Origin of the sequence: Vibrio sp. K4, from assembly GCF_051122595.1 — a bacterium.
Classification (GTDB): domain Bacteria; phylum Pseudomonadota; class Gammaproteobacteria; order Enterobacterales; family Vibrionaceae; genus Vibrio; species Vibrio owensii.
The window spans coordinates 1,433,045-1,457,663 of the sequence record NZ_CP178577.1 but is presented as its reverse complement, the minus strand read 5'-3'; the positions used below and the strand labels follow the sequence as shown (position 1 = coordinate 1,457,663).

Here is a 24,619-nt window from a genome sequence, read left to right as displayed (position 1 = left end):
CTACTCAATAATAAAAGGTCTAGCATTTGCTAGACCTTTTTAGTTGGTGCTCCGGAGCGGAAGGAGCATACTCGCCCCTTCCTTAAATCGACTAACTCATATCGTTGTTGATTTTCAGTAGATCGTTAAGAATGGCGCTACCATCTGCCGATGATAAAGAACCATCACTTAAAAATTCACTGTATTGGCTAGAGCCGCCTTCAATCACCACTTTTTGACTTGCTGAGCCATCAGATTCAGATATGGTCAGAATCAAGTTATCGCCATCAGCTTCAAGACCAATCTCGTTATTTGCAAGCAAACTATCAATCGAGTCTGAGTCGTCAGTATGAAGTAAGTCAGAGATATCAATCTTATCTTCACCTTTCGTGAAGTCCTTGATCGTATCTATCTCGCCATCACGAATACCTGAGCCGTCATCGATGAATTTGAAGATATCCTCGCCATCATCACCGATAAGAATATCATCACCCGAGCCTCCAATAAGTACGTCATTACCAGACCCACCTCGCACAGCATCGGAGCCTTCTCCGCCATCTAAGATATCGTGCCCTGTTCCTCCGAACACTATGTCAGAACCTTCTTCACCAAAGATAACATCATCTCCGGCGCCACCATGACCTATATCCAAACCAGGTTTGCTTTGTATCTCAGCCTTCAATGCCTGATCTTGATCGTTAGCAGTATAGGTAAGGTTATTAAGAGCTGTGTTAGCAAAATCATCTAAGACTGATGCAAACTCATTTTCTGGAATGTCACCATCTTGCTCTTGAACATGGCTTTCGCCCAAGTAAATGGTGTCATCGCCATCACCTAAGAAGACTTTATCGTTACCATTCCCTACATCAATACTAATACCAGTATCTGGATCGTAGTCATACAACCCATTTTGCTCAGGCCTACCGGCATTGGAATACGCCGCGCTCTGCTGCCAGTTAACGTCGCCATGCCCTGCACGGTAAGCAACGGAATCAATCATGTCGTCGCCAGCAACAAAATCAAGCTTATCGATAACTTCGACATTAATACTAGCGGTGGTCTCAGCCGTTAAACTGCCGCCAACATCACTATGATCGCCATGTTCATCATCTTTGTTGGTATCACGCTCAGTTGAAGTCGCAATAACAGTAATGGCAAATACCCCAGCATCTTGCGCTTTGACTTGTAGGTTAGACAAATCCCATCCCGTAACGTCTATGCGATTGTCTTTGTTCTCTTGTGTAACAACATAGATATTTGCACTGTCACCTTCACCGTCTTTAAGTACTGAGCCGACGGGAATCCCTGTTAACTCGACTTTCAAACTTTCGGATTGGTCCAAACTATCTTGAAGTGATGCGTCTATTTCACTGAGCTTAATGAACGAATCTTCGTACCCCAAGTTATCTACTGCCGTGAACTTGATATTATCCATGATGGCACCAGTCGAGTCGGCTTCATCGGCTTCAAACAATAAGCGATACTTACCTGACTCCTCGACTGGGAGCGTGATCGATTCACCTTGATACCAACCATGAGTAGTCGGGTCGAAGTCATAGAGCTCCACTTCACTACCATCAATCGGGTCACCCTGATCATCCAACTTAATCAGAGTCACCGACATATCAGACGTATGTGCCTTATTCGTTCTGGCCGCAATATCAAATTCAAAGTTGTAAAAACGTCCGGCAACAAGGTCCATATCGGTGTATAGAATCTTGTCTCCCACCTCGCCTTCAATTTCCATTACTTGGTTTGTTGAATTACCTGGCAGGTATGTACCTTCGGTTCCAACTTCAACATGTTGACCAGGGTTTGAAGTAAACCATTGGCCAACTGTGCCAGCACCCTCTACTTTATTGATCTCAATATCGCTATCCCATGAGCCTGACTTAATGGTGACATCTTCAAAGTCAATCGCCGCTACTTGTGCAAAACCGCCAATGTTTAGTATCGGCTTATCCGCATCGGGATGAACGTCAACGCTTATGCTGCCCGTCTCTACGATATTATTGCTGTCGTCTTTCGCAACAACTGAAATATCAAAGTTAACGTCACTATGCTCCGGAGCTTTGACTTTCACGGAGCTAATGTCGTCAATGCTAATGACTATTGCATCATCACTATTAACCACGGATGCTTGTCCATTAATTTCGATAGTAGAACCTTGCGGAATACCACTTAACTCAACAGTTGTAACTGAGGTTTCAGCATCATTAATGACAATACCAAGATCAATAAACTTATCTTCAAGGCCTACAACGTTTTGTAGCGAAAGCTCTTCTTCTTGCGTGACTGCAACTGAAACTATCGCCGGTGCAGAAATGTTAATACCATCTGAAACAAGCACTTCAATAACACGCTCTTCTTCGTCAGGGGTATCGCTAGTGTTAATAAAACGAGTCGATTGCAAGAATGATTCAAACTCAGCTGCAGAAACATCTCCCGAAGGATGCGTGATTTGCAGAACGACCTCTCCGTCAATCATCGCTTTGTTTACTGTAAACACGCTGTTTTCGTCCCAAGTAAGGTCATCACCTTCTTTTGGGTTAGTCAGAGTGATTGTCATTGTTCGAATGGTGTCTTTGTCGTCAAAAACATCAGCATCAATAGTTGCAAGTCGAGCTTCGTCACCTTCTACGTAGCTTGAACTGTAACCAACACCACTCTGGGCACCATTTAAGTCAACAAGCGGCGCCTCATTATCTAGGATTGTTGCAATCCCTGACTCAGCTTGTTCTTGGTAAGAGGTTTTTCCAGATAAACTAAATTGCTCTAAGTTGTCAGAATGCTCGTCTTGTATTGTTGCTACTTCAACTGCAAAAGAACCCAAACCCTCTGGCACTGTAACAACAAATTTGCCATCAATGACTTCGACAGTATCAACTTGTTTATCATCGCCACTACCAAATACGACGGTGACACTTGAGACATTAAAGTCTTCACCACCTTTTGCTGAATCGTCATTAAGAGACATTGCCACTGTAGTTTCTGATTCACTTGTATTGGATAGCTCGACGATGAATTGTCCTACGGCTCCCTCTTCGACGTCAAAGCTAGAAATACTCTCGACAATTGGACGATCGTCGTTACCAGTTTGAGGGCCATCAATATCAGGATCGGTTCCATCATCGACAATGCTCGAGTGAGCAGAATCAAAATTATTCGCTACATAGCCACTTTCATCGGTTACGACTAATGTGAAGTCTTCACTACCTTCAAACACCACGTCATCTTGCGTTGCCACTTCAATGAAAATTTCCGATGCGCCTGCTGGTATTTCAACGATAGGTTTACCTGTCATCGAATCAATAGTTACGGGAACTTCAACTCGCAGATCATCACCAGTTGGTTGTGGATCTAGATAATACGCAATAAACAATTCAGAAAGGGCTTTAAAATCTTCAACTTCTGCTGAGTTTTCAGAACCATCAAGTGCTAGGTTTAGCGAGATATTGATATCCTCACTCGATGGGTTGGTTAGAGCAACTGAAAATACTGCTTTAGAACCTTCAGCAACGTCGCCTAAACTAGTGACACTCAGGTTCAAAGCCTCAGCATTGACAATAGTGCCACTGCTCGATACATCACCGACTTTTATACTGTAGCCTTCATCAAGTTCGTGTACGCCATCAACAACGGTTGGAATAAGCACTGTAAAGTCTTTCACGCCAACTGGAATAATGAGTTCACCTGCATCTTTGTCATACTTAACACCGTTGGTGAACACGACATCAGTAAGATTGACATCATTTTCACTGGCGTCATCACCTAGCTGTCCAAACTCAATATCTAGGCGCGTCTCTTCAAGAGCACCTGAATCTAGGCTGACTTTAAATGCTAATTTGTCACCTTCAACAACTTGGTTCGATAACAAATCAATGCTTTCAACCACCACTTTTACTGGCTCTGGATTTACAATAACGCTCACTGATGCGGTATCAAACCCACCTCTGTCATCCGTTATCTGGTATTGAAAATCGGTCTGTCCGACAAAGTCGTCATTTAAATCAAAGTAAACAACCCCATCTTTGATGTAAGCTTCGCCTTGTGACTCGCCATATACATAGGTAATACAGATGCTATCACCATCTAAATCCGAGTCATTGGCAAGGAGTTCTGACACTGGAATTTCAAGCACACCACCCTGGTTGACCGCATATGCCCCTTCACTAGAAGCTTGGAATCCAGTAACAAAGTAATCTGATGAGTCGTTGCCTTTTGCAGGAACATCAACAAAATCAGTTGCTTCAAAGACGATTTTATCAAAAGCAATAGGTTTCCCACCTTTAGTTAGGTCAACCGTGTACTCTCCTTTGTGGTTTCCATCGTTTGCCACAAAGGTATCGCTCGCAACGGCGACACCGTTAAGGTATGCCACCCACTTACCTTGCTCATGGTTTCCGGCTTGATCACCTTCATCTTTGTATAAATTTGAAACCGTAAAGCTGAACTCAGTCGCTGGTTTATCGAGATCAATAACGAACTGCTCAGACTGACCCGTTTCACGATTAAACTGTAGCTGAGCCTCTTCACCACCATTTTCATGACCAGCCACACCACGCTTATCTCCGTCCTCAGTAACAAGCCTCGTTTCACCGGCATAATTTGCACTGATAGCTGCACCTTGAGACTTCCATGAGCCTTCGTTGAATGAACCTAGCTTAACCTCAAAGCCTACTGGATCGTTTTGTGCGTCTGGAGCTTGGTTTGTCTCTTCAAACGTAACAGTCGAGACATCACTAAAGTTGCCATCGCTGTCTAGCGCTCGATAATCAAAGCTATCACTCAAGCTCGTTTCAACTGAGCGAAGCTCCCAATTTCCCTTACCTTCTGTAGTCAATTCTATACTGGTGATTTCAACATTTTCAGGAAGGTCAAACCCTTCAGATGGAATCGTTAAAGAATGGAACAGGTCACTATTGCCCGAAGATTCTTTTTGAAATTCAAATGTTTTGCTACCACCTTCGTAGTTCACGGTGATAACGACACTCGACTCATTGGCATTACCTAATTCTTTTTCAAAGTAACCACCCAATCCATCAAGGCCAAGAGTTACGCTGTCTGCAGGTCGGCTATCAAATTCAATAATGAGCTTTTCGCCTTCGTTGACACCCTGCTTGCCACCCACACCAAGACCATAACCGACATGATTTGCGCTTTCATCACCACTATATTGAGTAAGTTTTCCGCCTTCACTGCGAATAGTGACAATGTCACCACCATCCAACCTAAGCTCGCGCGTATTCGCATTTACCTTTTCTCCCCAGTTATAAAAATCAGAGGTACTCGAGCCGCTATCCGGTTGACCTAAAGGTTGAGTATCGGCATCACTATTAATGCCAAGTGAGAAGCCTTCTGAATAACTATTTGGCTGATATTCAATGAGATCAGGGTCAAACTTGGTGTATGTCGTATCGCCTTCACCTTGATAAAGATCGGCTTCTTTAATCTCTACACCATTGTGGAAAAGCGTCCCATGCTCAGGTAGTTCAGTGATCACAACGTGGAGCTGCTCATTTTCTGCATCATCTTCTTCGTCAGAGATATGGTCTTTCTCTTCACTTTCGTGATCAAAGATAACCTGAGTGCGATTTCCACTAGACACTTCGACAGTGAAATCCTCAGATTTAGGAGGATTGTCTTCATCATGAATATGAGCCGTCGCACTATCAGTACGATCACCAGTAATCAATGCCGAAGCTGTTTCGACATTAAGTGTAACGGACTCCTTGTCTTCGATAAGGCTATCGTCTTTCACTTGAAGGTAGACTTTGAGCTCAGTTTCCCCTGCCGCGATCTTCAATTCATCGGCCGTAATTTCACGGTAACCACCATTGCCATCAGCAACAAGATACGTGGCATCGTAGTCAACATCAGAAGTCGCTGTACCATCAGTCGATAGGTTAAGTACGACATCTTCACTCACTGGCTCACTGAGGCTGATCGTGTACTCAAGGTAACTGTCATCACCTTCTATGACATCGCCGCCCGCACTCACGGTCAGCTCTGCGGTTGCGTCTTTATCGACACCGTTTGCTTGGTCATCAAGGATGTTCGCTGTCGCGCTGTCAATCTTAGTGCCAGTGACTTTACCGCTGGTCGTCGATGCAATGAGCTCAACGCTTTCAGAGTTTTCAGTCACCGCATCATCTTTCACCTGAAGGTAAACTTTGAGCTCAGTTTCTCCTGCCGCGATCTTCAATTCATCAGCCGTAATCTCACGGTAGCCACCATTGCCATCAGCAACAAGATACGTGGCGTCGTAGTCAACATCAGAAGTCGCTGTACCACTGGTCGATAGGTTAAGTACGACATCTTCACTCACTGGCTCACTGAGGCTGATCGTGTACTCAAGGTAACCGCCATCACCTTCAGTGACATCAGCTCCCGCACTCACGGTCAGCTCTGCGGTTGCGTCTTCGTCGACGCCATTTGCTTGGTCATCAAGGATGTTCGCTATCGCGCTGTCAGTCTTAGTGCCAGTAACTTTACCGCTGGTCGTCGATGCCGTCAGTTCAACGCTTTCAGAGTTTTCAGTCACCGCATCGTCTTTTACTTGAAGGTAAACTTTGAGCTCAGTTTCACCAGCCGCGATCTTCAATTCATCGGCCGTGATTTCACGGTAGCCACCATTGCCATCAGTAACAAGATACGTGGCGTCGTAGTCAACATCAGAAGTCGCTGTACCACTGGTCGATAGGTTCAGTACGACATCTTCACTCACTGGCTCACTGAGGCTGATCGTGTACTCAAGGTAACTGTCATCACCTTCGGTGACATCGCCGCCCGCACTCACGGTCAGCTCTGCAGTTGCGTCTTTGTCGACACCGTTTGCTTGGTCGTCAAGGATGTTCGCTGTCGCGCTGTCGGACTTAGTGCCGGTGACTTTACCGCTGGTCGTCGATGCGGTCAGTTGAACACTTTCAGCGCTCTCAGTCACCGCATCGTCTTTTACTTGAAGGTAAACCGTAAGTTCAGTTTCCCCTGCGGCAATCTTCAATTCATCAACCGTGATTTCACGGTAACCGCCATTACCGTCAGCAACAAGGTACGTCGCGTCGTAGTCAACATCAGAGGTCGCTGTACCATCGGTCGATAGGTTCAGTACGACATCTTCACTCACAGGCTCACTGAGGCTGATCGTGTACTCGAGGTAACTATCATCACCTTCGGTGACATCGCCTCCAGTGCTCACCGTCAACTCTGCGGTTGCGTCTTTATCGACACCGTTTGCTTGGTCGTCAAGGATGTTCGCTGTCGCGCTGTCGGACTTAGTGCCGGTGACTTTACCGCTGGTCGTCGATACAGTCAGTTCAACACTTTCAGAGTTCTCAGTCACCGCATCGTCTTTTACTTGAAGGTAGACTTTGAGCTCAGTTTCCCCTGCCGCGATCTTCAATTCATCAACCGTGATTTCACGGTAACCGCCATTACCGTCAGCAACAAGGTACGTCGCGTCGTAGTCAACATCAGAGGTCGCTGTACCATCGGTCGATAGGTTCAGTACGACATCTTCACTCACAGGCTCACTGAGGCTGATCGTGTACTCAAGGTAACTGTCATCACCTTCGGTGACATCGGCTCCCGCACTCACCGTCAACTCTGCGGTTGCGTCTTTATCGACACCGTTTGCTTGGTCGTCAAGGATGTTCGCTGTCGCGCTGTCGGACTTAGTGCCGGTGACTTTACCGCTGGTCGTCGATACAGTCAGTTCAACACTTTCAGAGTTCTCAGTCACCGCATCGTCTTTTACTTGAAGGTAGACTTTGAGCTCAGTTTCCCCTGCCGCGATCTTCAATTCATCAGCCGTGATTTCGCGGTAACCACCATTGCCATCAGCAACAAGGTACGTCGCGTCGTAGTCAACATCAGAGGTCGCTGTACCATCGGTCGATAGGTTCAGTACGACATCTTCACTCACAGGCTCACTGAGGCTGATCGTGTACTCGAGGTAACTATCATCACCTTCGGTGACATCGCCTCCAGTGCTCACCGTCAACTCTGCGGTTGCGTCTTTATCGACACCGTTTGCTTGGTCGTCAAGGATGTTCGCTGTCGCGCTGTCGGACTTAGTGCCGGTGACTTTACCGCTGGTCGTCGATACAGTCAGTTCAACACTTTCAGAGTTCTCAGTCACCGCATCGTCTTTTACTTGAAGGTAGACTTTGAGCTCAGTTTCCCCTGCCGCGATCTTCAATTCATCAACCGTGATTTCACGGTAACCGCCATTACCGTCAGCAACAAGGTACGTCGCGTCGTAGTCAACATCAGAGGTCGCTGTACCATCGGTCGATAGGTTCAGTACGACATCTTCACTCACAGGCTCACTGAGGCTGATCGTGTACTCAAGGTAACTGTCATCACCTTCGGTGACATCGGCTCCCGCACTCACCGTCAACTCTGCGGTTGCGTCTTTATCGACACCGTTTGCTTGGTCGTCAAGGATGTTCGCTGTCGCGCTGTCGGACTTAGTGCCGGTGACTTTACCGCTGGTCGTCGATACAGTCAGTTCAACACTTTCAGAGTTCTCAGTCACCGCATCGTCTTTTACTTGAAGGTAGACTTTGAGCTCAGTTTCCCCTGCCGCGATCTTCAATTCATCAGCCGTGATTTCGCGGTAACCACCATTGCCATCAGCAACAAGGTACGTGGCATCGTAGTCAACATCAGAAGTCGCTGTGCCACCCGTTGATAGGTTAAGTACGACATCTTCACTCACAGGCTCACTAAGGCTGATCGTGTACTCAAGGTAACTGCCATCACCTTCGGTGACATCGCCGCCCGCACTCACGGTCAGCTCTGCGGTTGCATCTTCGTCAACACCATTCGCTTGGTCATCAAGGATGTTCGCTGTCGCACTGTCAGTCTTAGTGCCGTTGACTTTACCGCTGGTCGTCGATGCGGTCAGTTCAACACTTTCAGCGCTCTCAGTCACCGCATCGTCTTTTACTTGAAGGTAAACTTTGAGCTCAGTTTCCCCTGAAGTGATCTTCAATTCATCAGCCGTGATTTCACGGTAACCACCATTACCGTCAGCAACAAGGTACGTAGCATCGTAGTCAACATCAGAAGTCGCTGTACCATCAGTCGATAGGTTCAGTACGACATCTTCACTGACTCGTTCACTAAGGCTGATCGTGTACTCAAGGTAACTGTCATCACCTTCGATGACATCGCTGCCCGCACTCACGGTCAGCTCTGCGGTTGCATCTTCGTCAACACCGTGTGCTTGGTCATCAAGGATGTTCGCAGTTGCGCTGTCAGTCTGAGTGCCAGTGACTTTACCGCTGGTCGTCGATGCCGTCAGCTCAACGCTTTCAGAGTTCTCCGTCACCGCATCGTCTTTTACTTGTAGGTAAACTTTAAGCTCAGTTTCCCCTGCGGCAATCTTCAATTCATCAGCCGTGATTTCACGGTAACCACCATTGCCATCGGCAACAAGGTATGTGGCATCGTAGTCAACATCAGAAGTCGCTGTACCATCAGTCGATAGGTTCAGTACGACATCTTCACTGACTCGTTCACTAAGGCTGATCGTGTACTCAAGGTAACTGTCATCACCTTCGGTGACATCGCCGCCCGCACTCACGGTCAGCTCTGCGGTTGCGTCGTTGTCGACACCGTTTGCTTGGTCATCAAGGATGTTCGCTGTCGCGCTGTCAGACTTAGTGCCGGTGACTTTACCGCTGGTCGTCGATGCCGTCAGTTCGACGCTTTCAGCGCTTTCAGTCACCGTATCATCTTTCACTTTAAGGTAAACCGTAAGTTCAGTTTCACCAGCCGCGATCTTCAATTCATCAGCCGTGATTTCACGGTAACCACCATTACCGTCAGCAACAAGGTACGTCGCGTCGTAGTCAACATCAGAGGTCGCTGTACCATCGGTCGATAGGTTCAGTACGACATCTTCACTGACTGGCTCACTGAGGCTGATCGTGTACTCAAGGTAACTGTCATCACCTTCGGTGACATCGCCGCCCGCACTCACGGTCAGCTCTGCGGTTGCGTCTTCGTCCACATTGTTTATTTGATCATCTTGGATATAACCAATACCACTCGCATTCCCAACTTCGACAACGATGCTCTCAAGGTTTTCAGTTTTTGAATCATCAATCGTCGGCACAATGATTTCGAAGCTACTAACACCAGCAGGAACAATCAGGTAGCCCCCGGCAAAAACAACACCATTCGTGTAGGTTGCATTAGATAGGTTGACGTCTGAATCATCTGCCGATGAGCCTGGAGCCAATGTAGTTATTGGATACTTAACCGCCGTTTCTGTCGCCTCATCCAGTACCACAGAAAACGTAACGTCTTCTCCTTCTGTAACAGTGTTCCCTGTTAAAGATAGATCCGGACCGTTCTCCGACACGTTGCCGTCTAGAACCTGATTGGCAATTGTAACCGTTGCAGGGTCACTTTCAGCGTTACCAGAATCAACTACAACATAGTCAAAACTATCTTCAGGTGGGAAGCCCTCTACATAACGCAACTCCCAATTCCCAGATGTTTTGGTCGAGAAGTCTAATTGAGTAATTACCGCCCCTTCAGGTAGAGGGTAATCCTTACCGAAGCCAATACTAGTCTCCTGGAATAGCATGTTGTTGCCTTCTGGCTTCAAGAACTCAATAACTTGAGTTTGCTCTGTGCCGTTAGCATCAAGGTATGTCACCGTGATAAGAGCAGCATTGTTGTCGCCGTGCTCAAACAAGCCTCCTAGGCCATCCAGACCAAGATTCACGCTGCCAACAGGGTTCTCAGACAAATCAATGCTGATGGTTTCGCCGCGCTGAATGCCTTGGCCATCGTTATCAGCAATACCATGACCAATATGTGAGACTTCTCGGTTGTATTGAGCTAGCACACCACTATCGGAGGAGATATCAATAGACGCTCCATTTACTAGATATTCGGTTCGACTGTGTGACTCACCACCGTCTGCACTTAAACCCCAGTTGTAGAAATCCGTCGTTGACTCTTCTCCATTTGGAGAACTAGGTCTGTCTTTGATACCAAGCAAGAACCCTACATTATCCGCTTCGTAGTAGATGCTGTCTTTGTTGTACAACGAGCCATCGGCCGATGTGATTTCTTGAAGATCGCCATTTTCATCTTTGAAATACAAGGTGCCAGATGTAGGTAGCTCTGTTATCCGGATCTGAAGATCATCACCATTTAAGTCATCCTCAACGTCAGAAATATGATCGCTTTCTGAGCCTTGGTCCAAAGGCTTATCATCAGTATCAAAAATTACGTTAGTAATAAGTTCGTCAGCGCTATGGTCAAAGTCTTCGTTAAGTGGCTTATCGTTCACAGGAGTAACGTTCAGCGTAACTGTTGTGGTTTCGGTAACACCGCCGGAGGTGACTGTATAAGTGAATTCATCTGCGCCGTTGTAATCTTGATTAGGCGTGTAAGTAATGGTGCCGTCGTTGTTCACAACCACACTGCCATTGGTTGGGCCATTGCCCCCTTCTACGGATACAACTGGTGATTGGCCTTCGAAACTATCGTTGTCTAACACATCCAAAATTGTTGGTGTGTCTTCAACGATATCTGCACTATCTGCGACAATATCGGCGACGGCGTTGACTGTGAAATCAACTTTCTGACTCACTTCCAAACCGCTTAGATCTGTCGCGGTAAACGTCAGCTCTTCAGAACCATTCCAGTCTGCAGTTGGGGTGATAGTTGCGATACCATCGACAATCGAAACTTGAATGTTGCTGTTACCAGAAATGCTGAACGTCAGCTCGCTGGCCGCGTTATCAACATCGCTGAATGCGTCATTCAAGTCGATAGTGTATTCAGCAAAGTCTTCCGGTAGAACTTGATCAGCAATGGTGTTTTCAACCACAGGTTTGTCGTTAACAGGAGTAACGTTCAGCGTGACCGTCGTTGTTTCAGTGACACCACCAGAAGTGACTGTGTAGGTAAACTCATCCGCACCGTTGTAATCTTGGTCTGGTGTGTAAGTGATCGTACCGTCGTTGTTCACAACCACACTGCCATTCGCAGGGCCATTGCCTGCCTCTACTGACACAACTGGCGACTGACCTTCGAAGCTATCGTTGTCTAACACATCCAAAATGGTTGGTGTGTCTTCAACGATATCTGCACTATCTGAGACGATATCGGCAACGGCATTAACCGTAAAATCAACGATCTGACTTACACTTTCACCGTCAGGATCTGTCGCGGTAAACGTTAACTCTTCTGAACCATTCCAGTCTGCTGTTGGGGTGATAGTTGCGATACCATCAGCAATCGATACTTGAATGTTGCTGTTACCAGAAACGGCAAACGTCAATTCGCTATCCGCGTTATCAACATCGCTAAATGCGTCATTCAAGTTAATGGTGTATTCAGCAAAGTCCTCAGGTAGAACTTGGTCAGCAATGGTGTTTTCTACCACTGGCTTATCATTAACAGGAGTTACGTTTAGCGTAACCGTCGTAGTCTCAGTGACACCACCAGAGGTGACTGTGTAAGTGAACTCATCAGCACCATTGTAATCTTGGTCTGGTGTGTAAGTAATTGTTCCATCAACATTTACAACCACATTACCGTTTTCAGGGCCATCTCCAGATTCAACCGTAACAACTGGTGATTGACCTTCGAAGCTATCGTTGCCCAACACATTCAAAATAGTCGTCGTATCTTCAACAATATTCGCGCTGTCCGAAACAATATCGGCAACGGCATTGACGGTGAAATCAACCGTCTGACTCACTTCTAAACCACTTGGATCTTTTGCAGTGAACGTTAGCTCTTCTGAACCGTTCCAGTCTGCGGTTGGGGTGATCGTCGCAATACCATCGACAATCGAAACTTGGATATTGCTGTTACCCGAAACGCTAAACGTCAGTTCGCTGTCTGCGTCATCAACATCGCTAAACGCGTCATTTAAATCGATGGTATATTCAGCAAAGTCTTCCGGTAGAACTTGATCAGCAATGGTGGTTTCAACCACTGGTTTATCGTTCACTGGTGTTACGTTTAGAGATACTGTTGTCGTCTCAGTGACACCACCGGAGGTAACTGTATAAGTGAACTCATCAGCACCGTTGTAATCTTGGTCTGGTGTGTAAGTGATCGTACCGTCATCGTTAACAACCACACTGCCATTTGCAGGGCCATTGCCCGCTTCTACTGATACAACTGGCGATTGACCTTCGAAACTATCGTTGTCTAACACATCCAAAATTGTTGGTGTGTCTTCAACAATATTCGCACTATCCGAAACAATATCGGCTACGGCATTGACTGTGAAATCAACTGTTTGGCTGACCTCTAACCCGCTTGGATCTGTCGCGGTAAACGTCAACTCCTCCGAACCGTTCCAATCTGCTGTTAGGGTGATAGTTGCGATACCATCAGCAATCGAAACTTGAATATTGCTGTTACCAGAAACGGTAAACGTTAGCTCGCCATCTGAGTTATCAACATCACTGAATGCGTCATTCAAGTTAATGGTGTATTCAGCAAAATCTTCCGGTAGAACTTGGTCTGCAATGGTATTCTCAACCACTGGCTTGTCGTTTACAGGAGTAACGTTCAGCGTAACTGTTGTGGTTTCAGTGACGCCGCCAGACGTGACTGTGTAGGTGAATTCATCCGCACCGTTGTAGTCTTGGTTTGGCGTGTAAGTAATTGTTCCATCATCGTTAACAACCACACTGCCATTTGCAGGGCCATTGCCCTCTTCTACGGATACAACTGGTGATTGGCCTTCAAAGCTATCGTTGTCTAACACATCCAAAATAGTCGTCGTATCTTCAACAATATTCGCGCTGTCCGAAACAATATCGGCAACGGCATTGACGGTGAAATCAACCGTCTGGCTTACGCTTTCACCGTCAGGATCTGTCGCAGTAAACGTTAATTCTTCAGAACCATTCCAGTCTGCTGTTGGGGTGATAGTTGCGATACCATCAACAATCGATACTTGGATATTGCTGTTACCCGAAACGCTGAACGTCAGTTCGCTATCTAAGTTATCTACATCGCTAAATGCGTTATTCAAGTTAATGGTGTATTCAGCAAAGTCCTCAGGTAGAACTTGGTCAGCAATGGTGTTTTCTATCACTGGTTTATCGTTGACTGGAGTTACGTTTAGCGTAACCGTCGTAGTCTCAGTGACACCACCAGAGGTAACTGTGTAAGTGAACTCGTCAGCACCGTTGTAATCTTGGTTAGGTGTGTAAGTGATCGTGCCATCATCGTTAACGACCACACTGCCGTTAGTTGGACCATCTCCAGATTCCACTGTAACAACTGGTGATTGACCTTCGAAGCTATCATTGTCTAACACATCCAAAATGGTTGGTGTGTCTTCAACGATATCTGCACTATCAGCGACAATATCGGCAACAGCATTGACTGTGAAATCAACAGTCTGACTCACTTCTAAACCACTTGGATCTTTAGCAGTGAACGTTAGCTCTTCTGAACCGTTCCAGTCTGCGGTTGGCGTGATCGTCGCAATACCATCAACAATCGAAACTTGAATGTTATTGTTGCCAGAAACGGTAAACGTCAGTTCGCTGTCCGCGTTATCAACATCGCTAAATGCGTCATTTAAGTTAATCGTGTATTCAGCAAAGTCCTCAGGTAGAACTTGGTCAGCAATGGTATTTTCCACCACTGGCTTATCGTTAACAGGAGTGACGTTTAGCGTAACCGTCGTAGTCTCAGTGACACCGCCAGAGGTGACTGTGTAAGTGAACTCGTCAGCACCGTTGTAATCTTGGTCTGGTGTGTAAGTAATGGTGCCATCATCGTTAACAACCACACTGCCATTTGCAGGGCCATTGCCCGCTTCGACTGATACCACTGGTGATTGACCCTCGAAGGTGTCGTTAACCAATACATCCAAAATGGTTGGTGTGTCTTCAACGATATCTGCACTATCAGCGACAATATCGGCAACGGCGTTGACTGTGAAATCAACCGTTTGGCTCACTTCCAAACCGCTTGGATCTGTCGCAGTAAACGTTAGCTCTTCAGAACCGTTCCAATCTGCTGTTGGAGTGATAGTTGCGATACCATCAACAATCGAAACTTGGATATTGCTGTTACCCGAAACACTAAACGTCAATTCGCTATCCGCGTTATCAACGTCACTGAACGCGTCATTCAAATTAATGGTGTATTCAGCAAAGTCTTCCGGTAGAACTTGGTCTGCAATGGTGTTTTCCACTACTGGCTTGTCGTTTACAGGAGTAACGTTCAGCGTAACTGTTGTGGTTTCAGTGACGCCGCCAGAGGTGACCGTGTAAGTGAACTCATCAGAACCGTTGTAATCTTGGTCTGGCGTGTAGGTAATGGTACCGTCGTTGTTAACAACCACACTGCCGTTAGTCGGACCATCACCAGATTCCACTGTAACAACTGGTGATTGACCTTCGAAACTATCATTGTCTAACACATCCAAAATTGTTGGTGTGTCTTCAACGATATCTGCACTATCAGCGACAATATCGGCGACGGCATTAACCGTGAAATCAACTGTCTGGCTAACTTCCAAACCACTTGGATCTGTCGCGGTAAACGTTAGCTCTTCAGAACCATTCCAGTCAGCGGTTGGTGTGATCGTTGCGATACCATCAACAATCGACACTTGGATATTGCTGTGACCAGAAACGCTGAACGTCAGTTCACTGTCTAAGTTATCTACATCGCTAAATGCGTCATTCAAGTTAATCGTGTATTCAGCAAAATCTTCTTGTAGAACTTGGGATGGGATAGCATTTTCGGTTGTCGGAGCATCATTAAGTGGATTAACTGTTACCGAAACTTCTGCTTCATCTTCTAATGCACCATCAGAAACTGTGTAGCTAATGGTTGCGTCGCCGTTGAAGTTTTCTGCTGGAGTAAAAACAAGCTTACCGTCTACGCTCTCAACCGTACCTTGCTCTGCAGGAACAGACGCATTCACGATGATCAGCGTATCACCGTCAACATCGGTATCGTTCGGTAACACATCAATGGTAACAGGCGTATCTTCGTCCGTCGTAGTGCTGTCATTATTTGCTACTGGAGCATCATTTACAGGGTTAACAGTAACCGAAACCGTTGCTTCATCTGTTAGTTCACCATCGGTAACAACATAAGTGATAGTTGCTTCACCGTTGAAATCTTCAGCAGGAGTAAAAACAAGCTTACCGTCTACGATCTCAACCGAACCTTGTTCTGCAGGAACAGACGCATTCACGATGGTCAGCGTATCACCGTCAACATCGGTATCGTTAGGTAACACATCAATGGTAACAGGCGTATCTTCGTCCGTCGTAGTGCTGTCATTATTTGCTACTGGAGCATCATTTACAGGGTTAACAGTAACCGAAACCGTTGCTTCATCTGTTAGTTCACCATCGGTAACAACATAAGTGATAGTTGCTTCACCGTTGAAATCTTCAGCAGGAGTAAAAACAAGTTTACCGTCTACGATCTCAACCGTGCCTTGCTCTGCAGGAACAGACGCATTCACGATAGTCAGTGTGTCACCGTCAACATCGGTGTCATTGAGTAGTACATCAATGGTAACTGGCGTATCTTCATCCGTCGCAATGCTGTCATTATTTGCTACTGGAGCATCATTTACAGGATTAACAGTAACCGAAACCGTTGCTTCATCAGTTAGTTCACCATCGGTAACAACATAAGTGATGGTTGCTTCGCCGTTGAAATCTTCAGCAGGTGTAAAAACTAACTCACCATCAACGATTGCAACGGTTCCCTGTTCTTCAGGTACTGTGGCTGAATCAATTGTAAGGGAGTCGCTATCTTCATCATCGTCATTGGCTAGGACATCAATGGTAATCGAAACGTCTTCGTCTGTTTGAATGTTGTCATCTTCAGCGACCGGAGCAATTGGAGTGACGGCTGGAGAGGTGTTAGGAAGGTTTAAATACAGCTCAGCAAGAGTTAGGCTTTGAGTTTCGGAAAATCCAAGCGCAGCTAACCCCGTTGTTTCAAACACAGTATCGGCTAGCAATTCTGCTGCCGTGCGCTCCACAGTGCCGCTAGCCTGCAAACTGGAACCATTGCTCTCGCCTGCAGCTGGCGCGAATTCTTCGTTGAGCAACGTTGGATCTTGCCCATCTTGAAGTGCGTCAATAATTTGAGCGACATCGTCAGTGACGTCTTGCACCCCTTCTTCTCTTGCGACTTGAACTTGAAGCTTTTCCGGTTCAGCTTCAGTTCTAGCAACAATAAGTTCACCCGGTAACGGTTGTTCGTTTTGAGCTAATGTCTTTAATTGCCCATCCAAACCTATTACTACGATCTGACCACCAAGTGAAACTAAGGATGTACGATCCATATAAACCCCTGACCTTTAAATACTGTCAACATTTTGACCAATGATACCAATTCGTTATATATTGCCCGAAGATATAACGCAATAACAGAGCTTTAACACCAAAAAACAACTTTTAAGTCACATATTATCCATATGAAGTGCCAAACAAATGTATGAGAACTGGATCACTACGTTTAAGTGCCAAAATAGTTCTAACATCATGAAAATATGATCTTTATTCAAAGATTATATTAACTCCCATACGGTATAGTGAATTTCAACAGTGCACACTTAAGTATAGCAACTAGTTCCATAGTTGATTGTTAATAGCTTTGTGCGTTAGATTATTGACGCCTATAGAGTTATCCCTAATTTATAAGAATAATTTCTCGCCTTCAGACTTGACTAAATCTAGGAGAATTAAAGTGAAGTGGACTCGTGCCAACGCCCTATGTCTTGGTGTGCTTACCGTTAGCCCTGCTTTCGGGCAAACACTAGAGCAAGCAGTAGAAAACACGCTTATCACCAATCCAGACATAAAAAGCGCGTTTAATGAATTCGTAAGTAAGCAGTATGTGAATGAAGCCTCGAGTGGTGCTTACCTCCCTTCAGTCGATCTGGATGCAGGAATCGGTTATGAAGGTATTAACCCTGCCGAAGGTGGCAGAGACTCAACAGACTTAACTCGAAAAGAAGCAACGGTCACCCTAACCCAACTTATTTGGGATGGTTCAGCAACACTAAACGACATTGATAGAACGGCCGCTGACGCTGAGTCTGTTCGTTATCAACTGCTTGCAGATGCTCAAGATACAGCACTTGAAGTGACCAAAGTGTATCTAGATGCAGTAAAAGCCTATGAAGTATTAACGCTTTCAGAAAACAACCTGAAAGTGCACAAAAAGATCTATCAAGACATCAAAAAACGCGTAGATTCAGGAATTGGCTCAACCGCAGACTTAACCCAAGTAGAAGCTCGCCTAGCAAAAGCTCACGGTAATTTGGTCGCGGCACAAAACAATTTGTTTGATAGTCATACCATCTTTACTCGACTAGTCGGGCAAGCTCCACAAGGACTAATCTTCCCACGAGCTGATCAAAACTTCATTCCATACACAGTGGATGACGCAGTTGACTTGGCATTTGACTCTCACCCAGTGATCAAAATTTCTAAAGCAGACGTTGATTCAGCGAAGTTTCAATACAAGCAGTCAAAAGGGAATTATTACCCAACGATCTCGGTAGAAGCCGCACAGACATGGCGTGATGATGCCGCTGGTATCGAAGGAAATAGTGACGAAACGACCGCAATGCTTCGAATGCGTTACAACTTGTATAACGGTGGCAGTGACGCAGCAAATGCCGAGAGTTTTGCTTACCAATTGAACAAAGCTAAAGACTTACGTGAACGCGCATACCGAAATGTTGAAGAAGGCCTTCGTTTGTCATGGAGTGCATTGGATCTGACCCAGCAACAAAAACAATTTTTGTCTGATCACGTAGATTCAGCATCTGAAACCGTTATCGCTTATGAGAAACAGTATCGAATTGGTAAACGGACCCTACTTGATCTGTTGAACACAGAGAATGAACTGTTCGAAGCGCGCAAAGATTACTTAGATGCGAAATACGCTGAGCAATACGCAAAATATCGTGTGATGAACGCAACAGGACAACTATTGAATGCCCTACGCGTCGACGTTCCTACAGAATGGAATCAGAAGGTGGAGTACTAAGACATGCAAGCAGTAAAGATTCTATTCTCACTTGGATTGATTTTGTCTGTGAACCAAGCATTCGCAGAAGATGAATACGACTACATGGTCACTCCGAATGCACAGCAAATAGCAGATCTTCAAGATGATGACGACGACGGTGTAATTAACGCCAGAGATTTATGCCCGGGAACGCCGCCGACATCAGAGATCGATAACGACGGCTGCGGTGAGTACATTAAATCGTCAGAACAAATGCAAGTTCGCGTCTTATTCGCTAATGATTCTGATGAGATTAACCCAGTGTTCCACCGTCAAATTCGTCAGCTGTCTGAATTTTTGAACGAATACCCTTCCACATCTATTGAGCTGCACGGTTATGCAAGTAAGGTTGGTGGCTCAACCCATAACTTAGACCTATCTAAACGTCGTGCGAACAACGTGCGCTCTGCACTTTTAGGTTACGGTATCGCGGCAAATCGCGTTCGAATCGTAGGTTATGGCGATACTCATTTAGCCCAACAAGGCACGGATGAAGTCAGCCATGCACTCAACCGCAGAGTGACCGCTTCTGTTGTGGGTTACAAAGGTGAAATAAAGAAAGAGTGGACAATATTCACCACCCTACCTGAGAATACAATTTAAGGAGCTTCGGCTCCTTTTCTTTTTCAACCTTGCTAAACCGTATTATGCTTTAGGAATCGGCACTTTAGTGGTAATCTACTCGCGTCATAACAATGAGAGTTTTGAAATGAGCAAACTTACATCAGATATCCAAGCAAACCTTGACCTTTTCGTTGCTGAAACCAAAGAAAACCAGTTGGTTTGGGGTCTACGCAATGAAGAAGGTTGGCTATCTTGTGAATCAACTGAATTCGAAAACAGCGAGGTTATGCCTTTCTGGTCTACTAAGGAAGATGCACAAACACACAACGTTGAAGAATGGGCAGATTTCGAAGTACTAGAAATCCCTCTAGATATCTTTGTTGAAGATTGGCTTCTAACTCTTGCAGAAGATGGCGTGCTTGTTGGTACAAACTGGAACGCTCAGCTAGAAGGTAAAGAGGTTGAACCTCAAGATCTAGCTAAACTGTACGTAGGCTAATTCCTAAAGACCTCAGCATCGTGCTGGGGTCTGCTTTATTGTTACTTACCTTTTCGATGTAAAGCTCGACCGAGCGCATAATTTTCTTTATTTCATTATCTATACCCTTCGGCTTTTGTCACAATGAACTGTACCTAATTGGTATATCATTCTGAGCAAACAATATAAAAATAACATAAGGTTACATCACTATGCGTACCCTGCTTTCTTTGCTTGCGTCACTCCTCATCGGCGGTCAGGCAAACGCAAGTGACACTCAAAATATCACCCAATGGCATGCTGTCTATCAAGCTACGATGAAAACAAACGCTAAGTCTGCGCTCAGCATGCTGCAAGATCGGTATCATAGCGCCGATTCTAATAGCGAAAAGTTGTACGTTAGCGGCTTGATTTACGAATACATGTCTAACATTGATCAACCGTATTATGGAAGCAGTCAAATATTAGAAAACCGCTTTGCCAAGCTTGAGTCCAAATACATTCTTGCACTGACAGAACGAAAAAATGGCAACTACGATACATCGGTAAACGTTTTTACTTCCTTATTACAAAGTGCAAAACAGCGAAGTGATGAAGAAACTAAAGCATTGATGAACTATCAGCTTTGTTACACGTTGAATCAACAGGGCCAGTACCACAAAGCAAGCTTCTTTTGTTCATCATTGAACAATCATTTATTGGGCGAGCATCAACAAAATATCCCTTCGGATCTTGCTTTACGTGTTATCGCGAACAACTTTGACTTTCGCGGTGAGTATGAAATTGCACTGAATTTGTACCGTCGATTGCTGACAGAAATGCCGACTCAGAGTGACCCAACCGGTGTTTATAATGACGTTGGTAACTTGCTGAGTGAGTTAGGTCAGTTTGAGCAATCCGAACAATACTTAATACAGGCACTGCTGGCACGCCAACTTGAGTCGACACCGCTAGAAGTAGCACAGGTCGAACATAGCTTGGCGGCGATGTATAGCAAGTCTATGGATTATGAAAAAGCGGTCAGCCACTACAAGAATGCATTGACGCTTCTTGAGGATCTTAACTATCCCTACGGTCAAGGGTTAACTTATCTTGGACTTGGTTCCGCTTATGTTGATTCTGGCGATTTGAAAAGTGCAGTACCTTACATTAAAAGTGCACTTGCATTAGGTGAGCAATACGAAAATATGCGTTTGCAAACTGAAAGCCATCTTACCGCGGGCTTTGCTTATTTGAAGCACGATTCTCTGCGTGACGCTTTGGAACACGCGCAAGCGGCGTTAGAACTCGCTAACAAAAACTCCACATCAGCTCTACAAGCTAAAGCCCAGCTGTTGTTATCGCAGATTTATCAAAAGCAAAATGATTTTTCTAACGCCCTCTCACACTATCAAAAATACGCAAAGCTCGAACTTGCTAGCCGTGATGCCAACAACGTAAAAGCAATTGAGGCGTTGGATCTAACAAAAAGCGAGTACGAATATGAACTACAACTCGTCAAAATAGACAACGAGCGAAACCTTAAGCTCTTGGAACTTGAGAAGTTAGGTGAACAGCAACGTGCTTATAACTTTGTGATTTTCTGTTTGCTTACTATTTTACTAGTCGTGCTGTTCGTATTACGCAATACCAAGATCAAATCACGCTTAGATAGACTTACCGGTTCGTTAAACCGAAGCACAATCATAGAAAAAATAAGAAATCAGACCGTCAGCGCGCCAGAAGACATGCGATATGTATTAGCCCTGATCGACTTAGACAACTTTAAACTGCTCAATGACAAGCACGGACACCCAACTGGCGACTTGGTGTTAAAGCACGTGTGTAAAGCGATTCAAGTTAAATTGAATAAAGGCGAATACCTTGGTCGCTTGGGAGGCGAAGAGTTTATCTTGCTGTTGAAGAACGTGGATGAGATTGATGTGCCATTTCGTATCCAGAGCCTACACAAAACCATCTCTGAAAAACAAATTAAGAGCACTAACGATGAAACTCTCAATGTGACAGCCAGCTTGGCCTACCTCTCAACGTCTAAGCCACTCAGTAACTTCGATGAGTTGTATTCGATACTAGACCAAGCTTTGTATCAATCTAAAAAGAACGGACATAATGCCGTGATTGACGCGTATAACGAGCCTATTGATCTTCCGTCTTCTGCTTTTGAATCAACGACTGCATAACGGCGTCTTTGTTGTTTAGATAGTCATCTAAGCCCGCTTTGCGCAGGTCGCAAGACGGGCAATCACCACAACCATCACCGATGATGCCGTTGTAACACGTTAGCGTGTTTTCACGAACTAGTTGCAGCGCATCATATTGATCAGCCAGTGCCCACGTTTCTGCTTTGTTCAACCACATTAGCGGGGTTTTGATGTCAAACTGACGATCCATACCCTTAACCAAGGCACTGTTCATTGCTTTTACAAAATCATCACGGCAATCTGGATAGCCACTAAAGTCTGTTTCACAAACACCAGTAATGACGGTTTCTGCGCCAATTTGGTAAGCGTAGATGCCAGCAAGCGTTAGGAACAAAATGTTGCGACCTGGAACGAATGAATTCGGCAAACCGTTTTCTTGTAGTTCATGAGAAACTGGAATGTCGTCACGCGTCAGAGAGCTAATGGCCAGTTCATTCAGCAGGCCAACATCCATCACTTTGTGTGCAGCGACGCCAAGATCTTTTGCGACTTTCTCAGCCACTTCAATCTCCAGCTTATGACGCTGACCGTAATCGAAAGTGATGGCATGTACTTCGTCAAACTCTTTTAAAGCTTGAACCAGACATGTTGTAGAGTCCTGTCCACCACTGAAAACAACGACTGCTTTTTTCATCTTTCTCTCCGAGCTTAAGCAATACTTAGGTATTTATGAGTTTGAACCGACAAACGCCAGTTGCGAGCAACACAGGTATCAATACACAGTTGTGTGGCGCGAGGCTTCTGACTGATAGGTTGAAGTGCGATTACTGTCTTCTCAGCGATGTCTGCTGAGGCCAACAATGCATCAAGCTGATCGATGTCTTTTTGGGTGCCCACCGGATGTTTGATCTCATTTGCGCGTTCTAATGCACTTTTGAGTACTGGTAGCTTCCCTTTCATTGCGACTTTAGGTGACACTGTCACCCATGTGCTTTCTGAAGTTACCACCTCTGAAGTACCACTGGTTTCGATTTGGCATTGGCAACCCATTTCTTCAAATGCAGCCGTCAACGCACGTAAATCATAAATGCATGGTTCGCCACCAGTGATCACAATATGCTTCGCATTGAAGCCCTGCTTTTTATATTCAGCTACGATGTCTTCTGCCGATGCGAAACACCATGTTGGAGAATCTTCAGTTTTCACCAAGATGTCACCAATCTGGCGCTGGTCTTCTTCTTCTGCGTACCAAGTCTGTTTCGTATCGCACCAAGAACACCCTACCGGACATACTTGCAAACGCACGAAAACCGCTGGCACACCGGTGAAAACCCCTTCCCCTTGGATGGTTTCAAACATCTCATTTAGCTTATACAACGTAGAACTCACTCAACTCATTATACTTCGAGGCGAAGACCTTAATGGAGAGGCGCACTCAGGTCAATTTAAACCAAAAATAAATTGTTAAAATAGGTCGTTTTGTAGTTTCATACGCAGGTTCCCCATTTTTTAAGGTAAGTAAAGATGTACAAGCTGATCGCCCTAGACATGGACGGCACGTTGCTAAACAGCGACAAAGTAATTTCTGAAGAGAACAAGCAAGCCATTGCAAAAGCACGCGAAGCGGGTGTTACCGTTGTCCTTGCTTCTGGCCGCCCTCTTGAGGGAATGCAAGACAAGCTAGACGAGTTAAACATCAACTCAGACAAAGACTTTGTTTTGTACTACAACGGTTCTATGGTGAAAAACATTGGTACCAATGAAATCATCCACCAGCAGATCATTGATGGCAAAGCCGCGAAGAAAATTGCACGTAAAGCACGCGAGCTTGGCGCTTATGTTCACGCATTCAGCCAAGAGCATGGTCTGATCACAGAAGAAAACAACCCTTACACTGACATCGAAGCAAAAATCAATGGCGTAGAAGTCACTGAGATGAACTTTGATGCGCTTGAAGATGATCACGCTATCATCAAAGCAATGATGGTTGCAGAGCCAAGCAAACTAACTGAAGTTATCTCAGCCCTACCAGCAGAGCTAAAACAAGAGTTTACTGTTGTGCAAAGTGCGCCTTTCTTCTTAGAGTTCTTGAATCCATCAAGCAACAAAGGCGTTGGTGTTTCGGCAATCGCAGAATACTTAGGCATCAAAGCTGAAGAAGTGATTTGTATGGGTGATGCCGAGAACGACCACCACATGCTTGAATACGCAGGTCTTGGTATCGCAATGGCGAACGCAATGGAAGAAACCAAACAAATCGCAGACTACATCACGGTAAGCAACGACGAGCACGGTGTAGCAAAATCGATCGAGAAGTTTGTGCTTAACGCGTAATACTCTGAGTCGAACTGAATTGATGTAAAAAAGCCTCGCATTTGAGCGAGGCTTTTTG

The 24,619-nt window shown here is 45.4% G+C and carries 8 protein-coding genes; 5 read left to right on the top strand and 3 right to left on the bottom strand.

All coding sequences use genetic code 11. From position 1 onward, the window contains the following. Window positions 1-91: 91 nt before the first annotated feature. Window positions 92-17,308: a tandem-95 repeat protein gene (locus ACLIIY_RS06640; protein ID WP_434528564.1), complete on the bottom strand. Its 17,217-nt coding sequence runs from the start codon at window positions 17,306-17,308 to the stop codon at window positions 92-94. 404 nt (window positions 17,309-17,712) lie between these two features. Between ACLIIY_RS06640 and ACLIIY_RS06635 the strand changes: the two genes are divergently transcribed. From ACLIIY_RS06635 to ACLIIY_RS06620, 4 genes are all read left to right on the top strand, one after another. Further along, on the top strand, window positions 17,713-19,023 hold the full coding sequence (locus tag ACLIIY_RS06635; protein ID WP_020197554.1) for a TolC family outer membrane protein: 1,311 nt from the start codon (window positions 17,713-17,715) through the stop codon (window positions 19,021-19,023). Between the two features lie 3 nt (window positions 19,024-19,026). Then, complete coding sequence (locus ACLIIY_RS06630; protein WP_005443610.1) at window positions 19,027-19,647, top strand: OmpA family protein; 621 nt, start codon at window positions 19,027-19,029, stop codon at window positions 19,645-19,647. A gap of 106 nt (window positions 19,648-19,753) precedes the next feature. After that, on the top strand, window positions 19,754-20,107 hold the full coding sequence (locus ACLIIY_RS06625; RefSeq protein ID WP_005443612.1) for a DUF2750 domain-containing protein: 354 nt from the start codon (window positions 19,754-19,756) through the stop codon (window positions 20,105-20,107). Between the two features lie 191 nt (window positions 20,108-20,298). Next, window positions 20,299-22,266 (top strand): tetratricopeptide repeat-containing diguanylate cyclase, encoded by a 1,968-nt coding sequence (locus tag ACLIIY_RS06620; RefSeq protein WP_434528364.1) that lies wholly within the window; start codon window positions 20,299-20,301, stop codon window positions 22,264-22,266. On the opposite strand, the gene queC is transcribed toward ACLIIY_RS06620, so the two are convergent. Both queC and queE read right to left on the bottom strand, forming a co-directional pair. Beyond that, window positions 22,223-22,921, bottom strand: a complete 699-nt coding sequence (queC, locus tag ACLIIY_RS06615) for a 7-cyano-7-deazaguanine synthase QueC (RefSeq protein ID WP_434528363.1) — start codon at window positions 22,919-22,921, stop codon at window positions 22,223-22,225. The two genes, ACLIIY_RS06620 and queC, sit on opposite strands and share 44 nt — an antisense overlap. 14 nt (window positions 22,922-22,935) lie before the next feature. Continuing rightward, a complete protein-coding gene (gene queE, locus ACLIIY_RS06610; protein ID WP_039986980.1) occupies window positions 22,936-23,586 on the bottom strand; it encodes a 7-carboxy-7-deazaguanine synthase QueE in 651 nt (216 codons plus the stop codon). Between the two features lie 165 nt (window positions 23,587-23,751). On the opposite strand from queE, the gene ACLIIY_RS06605 reads away from it, so the two are divergent. Continuing rightward, on the top strand, window positions 23,752-24,561 hold the full coding sequence (locus tag ACLIIY_RS06605) for a Cof-type HAD-IIB family hydrolase (protein ID WP_009704409.1): 810 nt from the start codon (window positions 23,752-23,754) through the stop codon (window positions 24,559-24,561). Window positions 24,562-24,619: the final 58 nt, after the last annotated feature.